Source organism: Paracoccus sp. J39 (genome assembly GCF_000518925.1).
Lineage (GTDB): Bacteria > Pseudomonadota > Alphaproteobacteria > Rhodobacterales > Rhodobacteraceae > Paracoccus.
This window is the reverse complement of the sequence record NZ_JAEN01000039.1, coordinates 1-14,972: the sequence shown is the minus strand read 5'-3', so window position 1 is coordinate 14,972 and position 14,972 is coordinate 1. Positions and strand designations below refer to the sequence as shown.

The 14,972-nt window shown below is 65.5% G+C and carries 16 protein-coding genes; 6 read left to right on the top strand and 10 right to left on the bottom strand.

Features of this window, described 5'->3' with window-relative positions; genetic code table 11:
* Nucleotides 1-219: 219 nt before the first annotated feature.
* The 9 genes from cas2e to L632_RS0120855 form a co-directional block, all read right to left on the bottom strand.
* On the bottom strand, nucleotides 220-513 hold the full coding sequence (gene cas2e, locus L632_RS0120895; RefSeq protein ID WP_010399215.1) for a type I-E CRISPR-associated endoribonuclease Cas2e: 294 nt from the start codon (nucleotides 511-513) through the stop codon (nucleotides 220-222).
* Nucleotides 513-1,391: a type I-E CRISPR-associated endonuclease Cas1e gene (gene cas1e / locus L632_RS0120890; protein ID WP_010399213.1), complete on the bottom strand. Its 879-nt coding sequence runs from the start codon at nucleotides 1,389-1,391 to the stop codon at nucleotides 513-515. The genes cas2e and cas1e overlap by 1 nt, the downstream gene beginning before the upstream one ends.
* Complete coding sequence (locus tag L632_RS0120885; RefSeq protein ID WP_010399211.1) at nucleotides 1,391-2,137, bottom strand: type I-E CRISPR-associated protein Cas6/Cse3/CasE; 747 nt, start codon at nucleotides 2,135-2,137, stop codon at nucleotides 1,391-1,393. The genes cas1e and L632_RS0120885 overlap by 1 nt, the downstream gene beginning before the upstream one ends.
* Nucleotides 2,134-2,799 (bottom strand): type I-E CRISPR-associated protein Cas5/CasD, encoded by a 666-nt coding sequence (gene cas5e, locus L632_RS0120880; RefSeq protein WP_010399210.1) that lies wholly within the window; start codon nucleotides 2,797-2,799, stop codon nucleotides 2,134-2,136. The genes L632_RS0120885 and cas5e overlap by 4 nt, the downstream gene beginning before the upstream one ends.
* Nucleotides 2,796-3,929 (bottom strand): type I-E CRISPR-associated protein Cas7/Cse4/CasC, encoded by a 1,134-nt coding sequence (gene cas7e, locus L632_RS0120875; protein ID WP_028717531.1) that lies wholly within the window; start codon nucleotides 3,927-3,929, stop codon nucleotides 2,796-2,798. Before cas7e ends, cas5e begins: the two co-directional genes overlap by 4 nt.
* The gene (locus L632_RS23330) at nucleotides 3,922-4,443 is read right to left on the bottom strand and encodes a type I-E CRISPR-associated protein Cse2/CasB (protein WP_010399204.1); all 522 of its coding nucleotides are present in this window, start codon (nucleotides 4,441-4,443) and stop codon (nucleotides 3,922-3,924) included. Before L632_RS23330 ends, cas7e begins: the two co-directional genes overlap by 8 nt.
* 1 nt (nucleotide 4,444) lies before the next feature.
* Complete coding sequence (locus tag L632_RS23325) at nucleotides 4,445-5,953, bottom strand: hypothetical protein (RefSeq protein WP_036699068.1); 1,509 nt, start codon at nucleotides 5,951-5,953, stop codon at nucleotides 4,445-4,447.
* A gap of 282 nt (nucleotides 5,954-6,235) precedes the next feature.
* A complete protein-coding gene (gene cas3 / locus L632_RS23320) occupies nucleotides 6,236-8,755 on the bottom strand; it encodes a CRISPR-associated helicase Cas3' (protein WP_193668281.1) in 2,520 nt (839 codons plus the stop codon).
* Nucleotides 8,756-9,234: 479 nt separating this feature from the next.
* Complete coding sequence (locus tag L632_RS0120855; RefSeq protein WP_010399197.1) at nucleotides 9,235-9,480, bottom strand: helix-turn-helix domain-containing protein; 246 nt, start codon at nucleotides 9,478-9,480, stop codon at nucleotides 9,235-9,237.
* A 133-nt stretch (nucleotides 9,481-9,613) separates the two neighbouring features.
* Here L632_RS0120855 and L632_RS0120850 point away from each other — a divergent pair, with 133 nt between their 5' ends.
* The 6 genes from L632_RS0120850 to L632_RS0120825 all read left to right on the top strand — a co-directional run bounded on the left by L632_RS0120850 (nucleotide 9,614) and on the right by L632_RS0120825 (nucleotide 12,721).
* Complete coding sequence (locus L632_RS0120850) at nucleotides 9,614-9,913, top strand: zinc ribbon domain-containing protein (protein WP_232221019.1); 300 nt, start codon at nucleotides 9,614-9,616, stop codon at nucleotides 9,911-9,913.
* A complete protein-coding gene (locus L632_RS0120845) occupies nucleotides 9,910-10,092 on the top strand; it encodes a hypothetical protein (RefSeq protein WP_028717528.1) in 183 nt (60 codons plus the stop codon). The genes L632_RS0120850 and L632_RS0120845 overlap by 4 nt, the downstream gene beginning before the upstream one ends.
* The gene (locus L632_RS0120840) at nucleotides 10,089-10,595 is read left to right on the top strand and encodes a hypothetical protein (protein WP_028717527.1); all 507 of its coding nucleotides are present in this window, start codon (nucleotides 10,089-10,091) and stop codon (nucleotides 10,593-10,595) included. The genes L632_RS0120845 and L632_RS0120840 overlap by 4 nt, the downstream gene beginning before the upstream one ends.
* The gene (locus L632_RS0120835) at nucleotides 10,595-10,873 is read left to right on the top strand and encodes a hypothetical protein (protein WP_010399189.1); all 279 of its coding nucleotides are present in this window, start codon (nucleotides 10,595-10,597) and stop codon (nucleotides 10,871-10,873) included. The genes L632_RS0120840 and L632_RS0120835 overlap by 1 nt, the downstream gene beginning before the upstream one ends.
* Before the next feature lie 137 nt (nucleotides 10,874-11,010).
* Nucleotides 11,011-11,220, top strand: coding sequence for a hypothetical protein (locus L632_RS0120830; RefSeq protein WP_010399187.1), 210 nt, complete (start codon nucleotides 11,011-11,013; stop codon nucleotides 11,218-11,220).
* Between the two features lie 328 nt (nucleotides 11,221-11,548).
* On the top strand, nucleotides 11,549-12,721 hold the full coding sequence (locus L632_RS0120825; protein WP_036699065.1) for an ATP-binding protein: 1,173 nt from the start codon (nucleotides 11,549-11,551) through the stop codon (nucleotides 12,719-12,721).
* Nucleotides 12,722-12,930: 209 nt separating this feature from the next.
* On the opposite strand, the gene L632_RS0120820 is transcribed toward L632_RS0120825, so the two are convergent.
* Complete coding sequence (locus tag L632_RS0120820; protein WP_010400948.1) at nucleotides 12,931-13,116, bottom strand: hypothetical protein; 186 nt, start codon at nucleotides 13,114-13,116, stop codon at nucleotides 12,931-12,933.
* Nucleotides 13,117-14,972 lie beyond the last annotated feature (1,856 nt).

The following is a 14,972-nucleotide window of genomic DNA, read 5'->3' as shown; positions in this document are numbered from 1 at the left end:
AGCGGGGTCTATCCCCGCAGGTGCGGGGGAGCCGCGGACAGCCTGGAGGAGCTGACGCTTTCCCAGGGTCTATCCCCGCAGGTGCGGGGGAGCCATGGCGGGTCTACTTGGTCTAATGCGTCAAGCGGGTCTATCCCCGCAGGTGCGGGGGAGCCTCTCTTGCCCAATATATTGAATTTCCAGCGATGTCAAAAAGCATACGCGCGAGTGTTTTTACTGTTACACACGCTTGACGAGTAAAACCCCATCTGCGTCGACGATCTCCTTGGGCGGTTCGCCCAAGGTCTCGATCCTCAGATTCCCGGTCGCGCCGGTGTCTCGCCAGACCATGGTCAGCGAGCCACGGCCGAGCGCCGTCCACCAGTCGGTCATCACCGACCAGACCCGTCCGCGTACGCCGGCCGACATGTCGGGGGCGACATAGACGCCTGGCGCAATCTCCAGCATCACCGAGGTGAGAAACCCGCGATAGCGCGCCTCGACATCACGGGTCACGATCATCGTCAGTGGCATCAGGGATCGCGCCCCTCGATCAGCGCCTTGATCCGCTCGATCATCGCCGGGATCACGCCCTTCCGGGCGATCGTCTCTCCGGTCAGGCGCCGGGCGAGGCGTTCAATATTCTCGCCGGGCCGGTCAAGGGCGATCCTGGCCGCTTTGAAGGCGCAAGGGATCGTTACCGGATCGCGCCAGAGATCGGCGATGTCCAGAACGAAGCTCTGGCCCGGATCCTCGTGGATAAAGCCGAGTTGGGGAATGGTGGCGGTTGCGCAGACGGCGATGGCGGCGGCGGCCTCGACGGCCGAGGCGGCATGATTCAGCGCCTGATTGGGCAGGTCGGCCCTCATCGGATCGCCGCGGTCATAGCGTCGGCCCCGCCAGTCGATGCCTATGCGCTGCGCATGCAAGGCATAGGTCTGTTTCATCCGCGCCCCCTCGATCCCGCGCAGGACATCAAGCTCGCCATGAGGCAAAATCTCGCCCAGACGGACGGCATACATGCGCCGGGCCGTCATGATCCGAAGATCGTCATCGGCCCAGATCCGCGCTTGAAGCCGGGCAAGGCCCGAGCGGTCGGGGATTATTGGCGGCGCGGTATAAAAGCGCACCCCATCCTCACCAACGGCGGCAAGGGCGGTGCGGGCATGGGCCAGGAGCCGCAGCGCGTCATGGCTGACCGTCGAGCCCGGGCCGAGCAGGATGATCGACACGCCTTGCAGCGGGATGGCATAATCGCCCGGTTGCAGCGCATCCACCTCGGTGCTTTTCCCTTGCAGGAAGGCCAGCGTGCCATCGCGTGCGGTTAACGCCCCGCGCGCGAGGTAGAGGCAGCCTGCCCGGTCGGCATGAGGCACCTTGGCGCTGTCGAGTCCGAGCCTGCCCTTGAGCATCAGCGCGGCCTTTGCGGCGGCCGCAGCAGCAGCATGCCATAGCCATAGCTGCGGTGGCGCCCGACGCCACTTGCCAGCAGCCGGGCAAAGGCCGCAGCGTCAGTGACGGTCAATGTGCCAAGCACTGTCACGTCGGGCCCCTCGATTCTGCGTCCGTCCCGGACGGCAATCTCGCGGCGAAAGCTCGCCAGACGGCTGGTTTCCCGTTCAAGCTCGGCGCCGGGGAGCAGCCGCGCGGCCAGCCAGTCCAGATAAACCGCCTCGCGCGTCACCTCCTCGCCGCGCAGGGCGCGGGCGAGGAAGGCATCCACCTCGGCCCCTTTTCGGAAGATGAGCGGCTGGCCGTCTTTAGTTTGGCCGGACAGCGGCGACGCCAGCCGCACCACAGGGCGCATCCGCAGATCGAAGCCGATGCGCTGCCCCGGTCGCCAGGCCGTGCCCGGCCGGGGGATCGAGCGCAGGCGATCTAGGCGGATGGCCGCGGCGTCCGAGGGGGTCTGGCTGATTCCGGCGCTCTGGCGCAGGGCATCGGCATCATGGTCGGCATAGGCAAGCAGCGTGCCCTGCCTGGCGCCGGGGGCAACCATCAGGCGGAAAGGTTGCAAGACGCCCGGGCCGAAGACCTCGCCCAGCAGGTGATGCAGGGTAAGTCCCTCATCCGATCCGCGCCCCCACGCTTGTCGGGCACCGGCCCAGAGATGGAGTTGCCGCAGATCGACTGGGAGTTCGACGAGATGCAGGCTCATGTGATGCGCCCCAGACCGACCCGGCGGCTGCCGGCATGATAGCCATTGCGCCAGATCCGCAGATCCGCAAGATCTGTCATCGTGCCACAGCCTTCCTCAGCGGGCCAGAGCGCGTCTCCGGTCTGGCCGGTCGCCGTCAATGCGGCACGAGCCGTATCCGCCGTGAGCAGCCCCTGCAGCAAAGGGCCGCTAGGCAGGCAGGGCTTGCGGCCCAGAAACAGCGGTCGGGCCGGGCGGTCGAGCGCCGCGGCGAGATGGTCGAGATCCGGCGCCGCGTCGTCGGCAAGACGCAGCACGACATGGCAATCGTGATCGGCCAGATAGTCACGGCGGCGGCGGTGCGGGCTGTCATAGCTCGCACCGGCACGCTGATCGGGACTGCCCCAGGTGGTCCAGCCGCGATCATTAGCTTCCAGCTTGGCATTTTGGTTGTCGGTCAGCGGGCGGCCCTGCCGGGCATTCACGGCGCCGAAGATCAGCCTGTCTTGCAGGGTCTGATGCGCCTGCCAGTCCTCGCGCCGCAGCCCGAGCGCGTTGGCCAGAAGGCCGGTCAGCGCCGAGGCGGAGGGGAAATCCCGCGTCGGCCCAACCTGATCGACCGCAACGCCGCCGAAGGCCAAGAGCGGGGCGGTCAGGCGCAGATGCAGCCAGCGGTGCATCATGCCGCGCTTTCCGAAAGCTGCGCGGGCAGCGTGCGCACGAAGCCCGCTAGATCGGCAAGGGAACCCCGCTCTGCGCCCGGCACATCGGCATTGGCCAGCGTCATCACCCGGCGTGTCTCGCCCGTGGCATAGGCGGCATCCAGCGCCGCGAGATGCGCCGTGAGCTGGGCGACAGCCGGGGCCGTGCTGGCGGCGCAGGCATCGCGGAAGGCTTCCGCCAGCGTGCGGGGCTGGCGGTCGCCCGCCTCGACCAGCAGGAAGGAGGCACGGGAATACGGGGCGGTCGAGCCAAGCTTGGCCCCGGGCGACACTTCTGCGATCAGATAGAGCAGATTGTGCAGCACCTCGCCCGCAAGCGCGGCATCGCCGCCGAGATTGGCGATCAGCCCGGGAATGTCGACAACGACATAGCCGTAGAACAGCCCCGAGGTCAGTTCGGTCTCCTGAATGGTGTCGGCGCCGGTATCCTCTTCCCGCGCCAGATCGTCGGCCGCGATGAAATAGTCGCTTTCGGCCTCTTCAGCGTGGACGGTGAAGGCATGGGCAACATGGACCGGCGCATCGATATTGGCGCGCGGGTCCGAGGTGACCATGCGGCCGAACAAGGCTCCGGTCAAGCCGCCCGGCATCTTGGCGCCCTCGCTCAGGGCCTTCAGATTGGCCTTGTGAGTCTTCAGCCAGTCCTTGGCGATCTCCTGTGCCGCTTTCCCGTCGCCCGCCGCTTCGGCGGCCAGCCGCTTCGCCTCGGTGGCCAGATAGGCCACCTCCACCTCGCCCAGCAACAGGGTCTGGCGGGACTTCTTGTCCGCACCCTTATCGCCATAGACGGCGACCAGCAGCGCCTCGCGGATCGGTTTCAGGACGGCTTCATCAACCTCTGTCAGATCGGCCAGAACCTTGCGGTCGATGGTCTCGCGCGAGCGGAAAGCATCAGTCGCGCCTGCGATCCGGCTGAGTGCATGGGGGTCGTCGGCAAGGCGCCAGTGCCGTTTGAGGCATTGCGAACTGACGCGGGTGCGCAGCGTGCCACCATAGGGCAGCCGCTTGGCCAGCCCGGCATCGTCGCGGTTCAGGAGCGCTGCGGTATAGGGAGCAAGGAAATGGATTTGCAGGAAGCGGGGATCAGGCATTCTGGGTCTCTTCGATCTGGGATCTGTCTAGGGCGCGGTAATAGCTGCGGGCAATATCATTGCGGTCACATTCGAAAGCGGCGCGGGCGAGGCTGATGAGATCAAGCGGGGGGTGTTTGCGGGCAATGCCGCGGATGATCCGCTCCAGCGCCTCCAGCCGGGCCGGACCGCGCAGGGCGAGGAGCCGGGCCAGCCGCTGTTCGGACACCCCGGCCTCGTGCAGAACCGTACCCAACGGGCGCTTGGCATCATGGACCGATGTGGTGGCGCTGGCCGGGGTCAGAAGCGCCACCATGCGGGTATAAGCCAGCCAGACGGGTTCCTCGGCCGATGAAAGTTGCAGGCGCGCGACCTGCCGCCAGAAAACAGGGGCACCGGCCCCGTCCATCCGCCGGGCCTCGGCCTTGCCACCCGGATCGGTCGCAGCCAGAGCGGCGGCGATCGACAGGGCGCAGCGGGCGAGCCTGTCCTCAGGTCTGGCTGCATGCTTGGCTTCGGGCGTATCTGTGGGCATGTCAGGCATCCTGTGCGTCCTGTTGCTGGAAGGGCTGCAACACCTTGGCGATGCCCCGCTCCAAAGCGTCCCGGCTACGGGCCTCGGCGCGGGGACGGAACAGACTGGCGCAAGGGATGGCGCTGCTGGCGATGTCGAATTCTCTGCGAGCGATCGCGGCAAGCGCCGTCAGGAACTCGCGGCGCATCAGGGTGAAATCGGCATCCACCTTCGCGGATGCTCGCAGCCAGAGTTCCGGGAAGAACAACTGATCCACCGCATGGCGATAGGCATCACGCGCGGGTTGGGCGCGGGCATAATGCGGCTTGCCGCGCTTCTTGCGATCGCCCTCGGCCGCGATCAGGGATAGGCCGTCGCGCAGCGCGGTTTCTATCGCGTCGATATCTTCCTGCACTTCGGCAGCGACCGAAACTGGCTTCGTGCCAAACAGCCCCGCCTTGACCATCGCCTTCGGCACCGGCACGAGGCGCGAGCGGAAACCGTCGGTCTTGGAATTGCCTCGGGCAAAGGCTTCGGCGATCAGAACCAGCGGCGCGGCCTCTTCCCCCGGCTGCGGCAGAGCCAGATCGGGAACTTTCCAGTCGCCGCCATAGAGCAGCCGCACCAGCACCTCATGGCTCCAGTCCTGCTCGCCAAGGGTGAAGCTCTTGTTCTCGGTCTTGTGCAACGGCGCCCAGGGGTCGCCGGTATTGCCCTTGGCTTCCTTGGCGGCCACACGCGCAGCCTTCGAGGTGCTGCGCTCGGCCGTGATCCGATCTCCCGCCTGCGACAGGCGGATACGGCGGCAGACCTCGATGAACATGGGGTCGAGCCGGTCCAGATCGAGGCCTGGCCCGTCGCCCCAAGGATAAAGCCAGAGAAGGGTCAGCCCGGCAATGCCACTGCGCCGGGTGAGAAGCGTGCGCAGATCTCGCGCCCACCAAGCCGAGGGATCGACCTCGACAGATCCTTCGCGCGCGGGCGCCAGCGCGATCATCGCCCGCGATGAGGAACCGCCGTTCATCCGAGCGATGCCGTAACTGTCTTTGCCTCCATAGCCCTCCATCGTCTGCAAGCTGACGAGGGCGAAGATCCAGTCCTGCGGCTCCGGCTCGCGGGCGATCTCGCGCTTGATGTCGTGATTGCGCGAGGTGATGAGCATATCGAGCGCATCGGGCGTGGCGACCGGCGTCCATTTCTGCCCGCCGGGATCGGGCGGTTGCAGGAAGGCGGGGTGCTTGCGGTCGGTCTGGATCAGATGCCAGGGTGCGTCATCGGCGAAATCCGGGGTCAGCACCCGCAGCGCGCGGCGCCAGTTGTCCTCATCCTCGGGCAGATCGCGCAGGCCCGCAGCATCTAGCGCCAGAACCGCAAGCTGCACGCAGAACATGTGCCAGGCGGGGCGCTGATGCGGACGCAGCGCAGGGAAGGCCGCGACCTCGCCCCGGGACATGGCGGCGAACAGACCGGGGAGGCTATGCGATCCCCGGTCTGTCGAGATAAGCGGCTCGGTGAGAAGGTTGCTGCTCATCGAGCGCAACGCCCCAAGAGTTTTGGGGAATGCACTTGGCCTGCGGCTTCAACCTCAGACAAGCAGGGTCTATTCCCGCCGAAGCGGGACACTTCGAAGGAGAATACCAGCCCGAGATCGACCCCTGTGACCCGGTCGCCATTGGGACGCCGCTTTCTGCCCGCCAGGAAGCGCGTACCAGCCTCAATGAGACGTCTCATCGGTATGAAGCTCCTCATAAGCGATAAACGTCAGAGAAACAGTTATCTACACCTTCAAGGATGAGAGCTGCAGCCTTAGCTGTCAAGGCTCCGTTGCAAGAATCGTTAGCCCCGCCGAGTCATAGCCGAACATCTTGCCGCCGACGCCGATCCGCAGTGGCGCGGTGGCCAGCAGTTCGACCGTCTCCTCGCCGGTCAACCCTTTCGACCAATGCGCGGGCAGCGTCAGGTTGCGCACCGGCAGGCCGAAGGCTCCGGGCGTGCCATCGGGGAGGGCCAGCATAGCGCCCTCCTCGCCCAGCCGGGTGCGGATCTTCTCGTCATCGGGGAACGAGATCAGCGGCGCCTGGCGGTCGAGGATCACGAGATCCGCCGCGCCCATCTCGGCCAGTGTCTTGCCGTGCAGGCGCTGGTGGTAAGCCTGCCAGCCCCGGGCCTCGGCGATCCGTGCCAAGGCCTCGGGATGGGTCGCAGCTTCCACAAGCACGCGGTTCATTTCGGGAATATGCCAGACTGGTTGTCCTGTGATCTGATCCAGCGTTGCGGCAAGACCGGGCACATCGACATAGACGCCCGAGAGGCTCGGACCCGCCGCATAGGCGCCTAGACCGTTATCGGCCCGCTGCACCAGCGGATCGAGGCCGCCCGGCGGGCAAAGCACAACGGCACGCGCCATTTCGAACCCTGCGGGACGCGCGCGCTTGTGGCGGTGCAGGCGCCCGATCCGCTGCAGCAGCACATCCATTGGGCAAAGATCAGTGATCAAGAGATCCGCATCGATGTCCAGGGACTGTTCGAGCGTCTGCGTCCCGATGACGACCCGACCGCCCAGCGACCCCTTGGCGCCCAGGGCCCCCTCCACCGCGCTATCCAGCAAGGCCCGGTCCTCGGCCGCAAAGCGACTGTGGTGAAGCGTCGGAATGCCCCGTATCTGCAACAGCAGTTCCGGCGCTTCGGCCTGTACGGCGGCGAACGTTTCCTGCGCCCGCCCCACCGTGTTGCGGATCACCAGCACCCGCGCTCCCCGCCGCGCGGCGGCAAGGGCAAGATCGGCCGCATCTGCCCCGGTCCAGCCCAGATGCGCACGCATCTCCACGGCCTTGTCCGCACGCGCTTCGCGCTCGACCGGCTCGATGCCGGCCGCCGTCCAGACGGCTGGATAGGGTCGGGCCGCCTCCTCGGGCAGCGCGGCGATCCCCGTTCCGAACCATCGGCAGCGCGCGGACGCCCCCAGAGTCGCGGACATCAATAGAACATGGCCGCCCAAGGCCAGATGGTCGCGCGCCATCCGTCGCTGGACCTCGCTCATATAGGGGTCGGAGGCATGAACTTCGTCGATGACCAGCAGCGCGCGCGACAGGGCGGTGCCGCGCAGATGGGCGTATTTCACCTGTAGCCCGCCGAGAGCGACCTGATCCACCGTACCGATGGCGATCGGCGCCGCGAGATAGCGAGCGGAATGCTCGGCCGCCCACCGGCTCGGCCGCGCTTTGCCATCGTCCCACAGGACCGAGAAGTCAGGCAGGCGCCGACCCTTCGCCTCGCCCGCCACCACTTGTCCGGGGATCGCCAGCAGCGCCTCGGGCACAGGCTTGAACATAAGCGCCAGTGCGGCATTGACCCGGCGCTGCAACTGTCGCGCCGCCGCTCTTGTCGGCACGGCGAAATAGAGCGCCTCGACCTCTCCCGCGGCCAGAAGTGCGGCAAAGCGCCAGAGCGCCGCCTCGGTCTTGCCCGCTCCCGTCTCGGCCTCCAGAAGAACGAGCCGTTCGTCCGTCGTCAAACCACCGATCGCCAGTTGTGCAGGCCGCGGCCGGGGATGATCCTTCGAGATCAGCTCCCAACCCGGTGGCCCCGAAAGCGTAAGGATATCCGCGGCCAGGCCGATCTCGGCAATGCGTGTCTCCGCGCGCAGCAGTGCGGTCTGCCAATAATCGTCGCGCAGGCGAGGCTCGTAGGGGAAGGCGCGGTTGTCGGAGGCAATCCAGTCCGCAAGGGTCAAAAGACCGCAGATGAAATGCACAAAAGCCGGCTCAGCAGGGGGCGGTCTCGCCTTGTCCAGATCGGGAAACCATGCCTCGAAAGCCGCCCCGATCCGGCGATGCTCCATTTGCCAGTCATAGCTCGCGACTGTGGGAAAGGTGGCGGCAACCCTCCCCGACCCCGGATGGCTCGTCGGTCGCCCGTGATGCGACAGAATCATGGAAAACCACTGCTCCAACTCGGGCCAGGCGGCCAGCACATGGTGCCAGCTCGCGCCCGGCCCGTCTCCGCTCGGCGCTTCCGCCCAGAGCCACCCGGCTTCGAGGTGCCCGATTGTCGCCAGGTGACCCTTTCTGGGCCAGATCTTGGCTTGAAAGCCCGGAGCGAGCTTGCCGATGTCATGCAGGAAGGCCAGCGCGGTGAGGCAGCCGATCTCGGTCGGGTTTAGTATACGTCCAAGTGCCGCCTCAGCCTTCAGGCGATAGGGGCGACGCGACAGAAGCAATTGGAAGACCGCTGCGACATCGGCGCAATGATGCCCAAGATGATGATGCCCGAAGATGGGGCTGAACTTGCCCCAAGCTGCTCCCCAGATCGGACCAGCCCGTTCTGCTTGCATCAATCGTTCACGCTCTGGAGACCAAGACATTTCGCAGCCTATCTGTGGCACGGAAAATTCTACGTGTCTCGGAAAAACTTCAACCTGGCCTGATCCGCAGTAAAGGCGTGAGAAATTCAAATAACTCTCAATACTGTCGGAAGGCCCGCCGCTATCGTCCGAAGCGCCGGTTTGGGATTCTCTTGCAGGCCAAGCGAAATACCTACCCTGCGGTATTCCGAATAAATGGTCACGTCGGGATTCCGAGGCATCCTACAGGATCCCGTGCTGTGATTCTGAGGCGCCAGCCGTGCCGTACTGCCATCGGGCTGCTCTCCTCCCTCACGGCTAGTCTGGCTGATATCTCGCTGCGGTCCGCACGAATGATCATGTTCAATGTGTTTCTGCGGGTACTATGCTGCAGTGCTGCTAGACAACTTTCCGCCCATCGCGTCCACCCGCCTGCAATGCCGACCGCGTCGGAAATCTGCGCGCCTGTATCAGCGCCCGTCGGCTTCTCTCACGATTTGAACGATATCGCGAGGGTCTGATCCCATCGCTGTAGCTATTTCGACTAGTTCCACCACCTCGATTCGCCGCTCGCCGTTCTCGTACTTCGCCACAAAGGACTGCGGCCGCTTCAGGCGCTCTGCCAGCTCGGTCTGCGTCAGCCCTGCATCCAGGCGGGCCTGCTTAAGGGCAGCCATCAAGGCCAGATGACCAGGGCTGCGCAGGGTTCGGCCCATCCTTGAACTCCAGATAAATCCGGAATTCGGATAGTGGCACTTGAGCGTTATCCCATTTTAGGTTATTTCGTGCCGGACGTGTTTGCATCTTTATTTTCAGGACCAGCCGATGCCCCAACAATGTCCGCATTGCATGACCGAGATCCATGCCGAGGCCTCCACCTGCCCCGCCTGCGGGGCGATCCGCGGGGTATGGGGCCGCTCGGTCGAAAGCTGGCGCCAGGCATCGACCTTCATGCTCGGCCTGGCCGCATTCTTCGTTCTTGCCGGCATAGTCTTTGGTACCTGGGTTGCGTCGGTCGATGACCGGACGACGGCATTCGACGGCTTGATCGCCTTCCTGTTCCTGTCGCCCTTCATGCTGTTCGCCGGCGGTGTCGGCCTGTTCCTGCGCTACGTGATCCCCCGCATGCAGGAGGGCTGGTACCGATGAGAGCCGCGAAGCGGAAACCGACCGTCGGCCCGAAGCGCACCTCGATCTGCCTCAGCGCCGAGGCGCACAAGTCCCTGCGAATCGAGGCGCTGCGGCGCGACATCACCATGAGCCAGCTGATCGCGCGGGCGCTGGCGGACGCCGGCATCGACATTCCCCCAGAGGATCTGGAAGCATGAAACACCTGTTCACCGCCGCGCTGATCGCCCTCGCCAGCCCGGCCTTCGCCGCCGGTTGGTATTTCGAGGCCTCCGGCGAGGGCGGCGCCGAATACTGGACCTTCACCAACGAGACCGGCGATGTGAGCCCGCGCCGGGTGCGCGGCAACGAGATCTGGATCACCCGCACCGACCAGATGAACGACCTCGACGCCAACGGCACCTGCGACTTCAACAACTGCCGCGTCAGCGTGACGCTGGACGGCCGCAACGCCGAGGCGGGCGAGCGGGTCAGCATCCTGTTCTCGAATGGCGAGAAGCTGGATTTCGTGGCTGCCGGTGGCGACATCCTGCTGAGCAATTTCGACACGGCCGGCATGGGCGCGACCAACCTCTTCGTCCAAAATGTCCGGCAGGCAGAATGGGTCGAGATTGGCTTCGGCGGCAAGCGCCACCGCTTCAGCCTCGCCGGATCGGCGGCGGCTCTGGACGCGATCCGGCCATGGATGACGGGAGGCAAGTGATGACCTCCCACGGGACCATGCACGCAACCAACGGATATCGGCGCAAAGGGCCTGACTACCTGAACAACCCGGACATGGTTGCGTTCACCATCGGGCGGGTCGTGATGGCAAAGATGACGACCGGCCGCCCCCTCAGCTGGAATACGCTACGGGCACGGCTGATGCATATCGCTGAGGGAGATACCGTCGATCTGCCGGCAGGCGTGAATGCGGAGATGGCATTGGCAGCCCTGCGATATCTCCCGGAACCTCCAGACGCTTCCCGTTACAAGGGCTGAGGGCAGGAACCTCACGCGCTGATCGGGGGGCTCCCGCCCAGGAAATGGGCCAGGCGAGGCACGGGCCACCGCCACCGCCTCGCCGGATCAGCGGCAGCGCTGGATATGACCCAGCGACAAATGACAGGAGACAAATAATGCCCCCGCAACCGTTCAAAGGCGAACTGCCCGCATCGATCTTCGAGCCGGATGAGGTCAAGGCACGCAATTGGTGGGCCGCGCTGACCGAGCCGGAACAGGAAGAGCGCATCTACGACCTGACCCAGGTGCTGGAATTCTACGGCATCGACCTGCCCGACAGCGATGAGCGCTGGATGATGGCCTGCTGGGAAAACGAATTCGCCTGACCCCGTCCCTACGGCCCGTTGTGATGCGAGCGGGCCGGGGTCAGGCTGCGCGCAAACCACATTCCGACCGCCCCCACGAGGCTGGGGCGGAATGCGGTTTGCGGCCGCCCAACGGGCGGCACCCTGCAAGCTGCCATCGACTAGAAGTCTTCCATCTCCAACCCGGCTTGGCTGCGCTTGCGCTGCACCGTTGGTTGTCATGCACAAGCCCGAAGACATGCAGCGGGCCGTCCGGCAGCTAGGCTCCTTGAAGTCAGCCCGGCAGCGGATAGGAACATAGTCCCCAATTAACCTTGCAAATCGGGAACTAATCTCCATAATTGCAAGGATGTTGATCGAGCGCCGTATCACCGAGACCGTGAAGTCCCTGCTGGACGACAGCCCCGCCGTTGCCCTGCTGGGGCCGCGCCAGGTGGGCAAGACCACTTTGGCCCAGGAGCTGGGAGAAGAGCGGCCATCACTCTATCTCGACCTCGAATCCAGCGCCGACCGGGCCAGGCTCTCGGACCCGGAACTCTACCTGTCGGCGCATGAGGACAAGCTAGTCATCCTCGATGAGGTCCAGCGGGTGCCAGACCTGTTCCAGAACCTGCGCGGCCTGATCGACCGGGGGCGGCGCAAGGGGCTGCGGGCGGGGCGGTTCCTGCTGCTCGGCTCGGCCTCCATCGACCTGCTGCGGCAATCCGGCGAGACGCTGGCCGGGCGGATCGCCTATGCCGAACTCGCCCCCCTCGATGCGCTGGAGGTGCCTGCCGCCGATCTGGATCGGCTCTGGCTGCGCGGCGGCTTTCCCGATAGCTTCCTCGCCAAGGGCGATCAGGCCAGCCTGCGCTGGCGGCGCGACTTCATCCGCACCTATCTGGAACGCGACATTCCCGCGCTCGGCCCTCGTATCGCGGCCGAGACGCTGCGGCGCTTCTGGACCATGCTGGCGCATCGGCAGTCCGGCCTGTCGAACGCCGCCGAGCTGGCCCGCGCGCTAGGGGTCGATGCCAAGACCGTCGCCTCCTATCTCGACCTGCTGGTCGACCTGATGCTGGTGCGCCGCCTGGAGCCCTGGCACGCGAATATCGGCAAGCGGCTGGTCAAGTCCCCGCGCATCTATGTGCGCGACACCGGCATTCTGCATGCCCTTCTGGGGCTGACGACGCTCGATCACGTTCTCGGCCACCCCGTCGCGGGCGCCAGTTGGGAAGGTCTGATCATCGAGACCGCCCATGCCCTGATGCCAGAAGGGACGCAGGCGCAGTTCTACCGCAGCGGTGCGGGCGCCGAGGTCGATCTGGTGCTGACCCTGCCGGGCGGCGCGGTCTGGGCCGTCGAGGTCAAGCGCAACCTTGCGCCCAAGGTCGAGCGCGGCTTTCATTCGGCCTGCGAAGACCTGCAACCTGCGCGGCGGATCGTGGTCTATCCGGGGGACGAGGCTTTCCCGCTGCCGAACGGGATCGAGGTCATGTCGCTGCACCAGTTCGGGCAGGATCTGCTGGCGCTTCATCCGTAATTGGTTGCGGCCGCCCATCGCGCGGCGTCGGGGGATCGATCTTCTTCATGGGCGGGAGGCTGGGTACCGGGGCGCAGCGCCTGGTCCGACATTTTGCGGGTGGTACGAAAGTACCGGGCCCTGCAAAATAATAGTCGGTCACTAATATTTGGCGAAATCGCGAAAAGTAGGCCACTCTGGCCTACAGATGATACGGGCGTGTCTTCCGTTCAGATATCCCCGGACAGATCGTCTAGGAAAGTCTGTTCGTCGCTCATACGCCGGAAGCCATCGGTTCTGACCTGCGCCTGAAGCGCCTCGATCTGCCGGGCAACACCCGGACGCGGCCTGCTTGCGGACGGGCTGTCATGGGGCCTGCTCTCCTCCGGCCCTGTCGCGTTCAGATCGTCTTCCATCGCCTACACCTAGCATCGCCGTCCGGCATGGTCATCGATTCGCTCGCTGAAAGCCGCCTGACGGCGGCTCGATCCTCTGCCTTGCCAGTCTCATGGAGACGCTGTGGCAGGGGATCGAAGTGAGAACGGCGGTGGGAAATTCGTCCACGGTAGCGGTGGCTTGGTGCTGCTGCGGGCGGCGTAAAAGTCGTCCACCTATTCCCTTTCTGCGGCGGCAGGGAGGGCGTGAGGATTTACAGCGTGGACCTATATCTGAGAGTTCGCCAGGCTTGCGCGGAAGGCATGAGCCAGCGGGAAGCGGCGCGGGTGTTCAACATCTCGCGTGACACGGTTGCGAAGATGATGACCTTCTCGGTGCCACCGGGCTACCGACGGACGGCCGAGGTCAGGCGGCCAAAGCTTGATCCTTTCATCCCGATNTCCGTGAATCTCGTTCGCTTCATTGTCCGTCCTCAAGTTGGGCCGGACTCTAATCGCATCTGGAGGAAAGTTCAGGGGCAGGTCACTGCCACTCGAGCCCAGCAACGGGCGCCATCGCATCCGACCTTAGCTGACAGTCGACCCGCGCCAATGCTGCGGGGCAGCGCTCCCGACAGCGGTCGTTCGTCCGTGGGACGGCAAATCTGGCTGCTGAGAGGTGGTCCTAGGGACAATGCACGGGTAACAGGTCTATCCCCGCAGGTGCGGGGAGCCGCATCGTTGTTGGTCGCGAGGCTCGCGTCCATCGGGTCTATCCCCGCAGGTGCGGGGAGCCGCCTCGAGGTCGGGGACGCCGGCTCAAGGCAAGGGTCTATCCCCGCAGGTGCGGGGGAGCCGAAAGCGGAATGAGCCCCATGGCCGACATGCAGGGTCTATCCCCGCAGGTGCGGGGGAGCCGCGACGAAGGTTGCAGCAGAATGACCAAGACCGGGTCTATCCCCGCAGGTGCGGGGGAGCCCGCATCAGCATCTGATTCTGGTCGGATCGATAGGGTCTATCCCCGCAGGTGCGGGGGAGCCACAGCCGCCTGCTTCGGGGTCCAGTAGGCGTCGGGTCTATCCCCGCAGGTGCGGGGGAGCCCGCCGGCGCCGTTATACCGCTGAAGCGGCGACGGGTCTATCCCCGCAGGTGCGGGGGAGCCGATTTGTCGCCATGGCTGCCGGGCCAATACGGGGGTCTATCCCCGCAGGTGCGGGGGAGCCCAGATAGGCACCGTCCGAATGATACCAGATCCGGGTCTATCCCCGCAGGTGCGGGGGAGCCCAAGCGGGATCAACCCCAAGGTCCGCGAACTCGGGTCTATCCCCGCAGGTGCGGGGGAGCCTCCACTTATTGACCGCCCTGACAAATCCGCGCGGGTCTATCCCCGCAGGTGCGGGGGAGCCGCTCTGCAAACCGATCCAGCGTCGGCGCTTAGGGGTCTATCCCCGCAGGTGCGGGGGAGCCTGGTGGCGGCAGAGGACGCTACCCGGCAAGCCGGGTCTATCCCCGCAGGTGCGGGGGAGCCTGCGATTCCATGAAACTCGCGGCGTCCGATTCGGGTCTATCCCCACAGGTGCGGGGGAGCCGAACGGGCAACCCCAGCGCGTCCACCCGCCCGCGGTCTATCCCCGCAGGTGCGGGGGAGCCTTCAATGCCCTTGCAAATTCTTCCCGTGTGAAAGGTCTATCCCCGCAGGTGCGGGGGAGCCCAAGGCGCCCTGCATCTGATCGGCCGACCCCGGGGTCTATCCCCGCAGGTGCGGGGGAGCCGGGGTTCCGGCACCGGAAGAGCAGGCCGACTTGGGTCTATCCCCGCAGGTGCGGGGGAGCCGGAACCTCGAATACCCGACTCAGGGTCTTGCAGGGTCTATCCCCGCAGGTGCGGGGGAGCCGTAA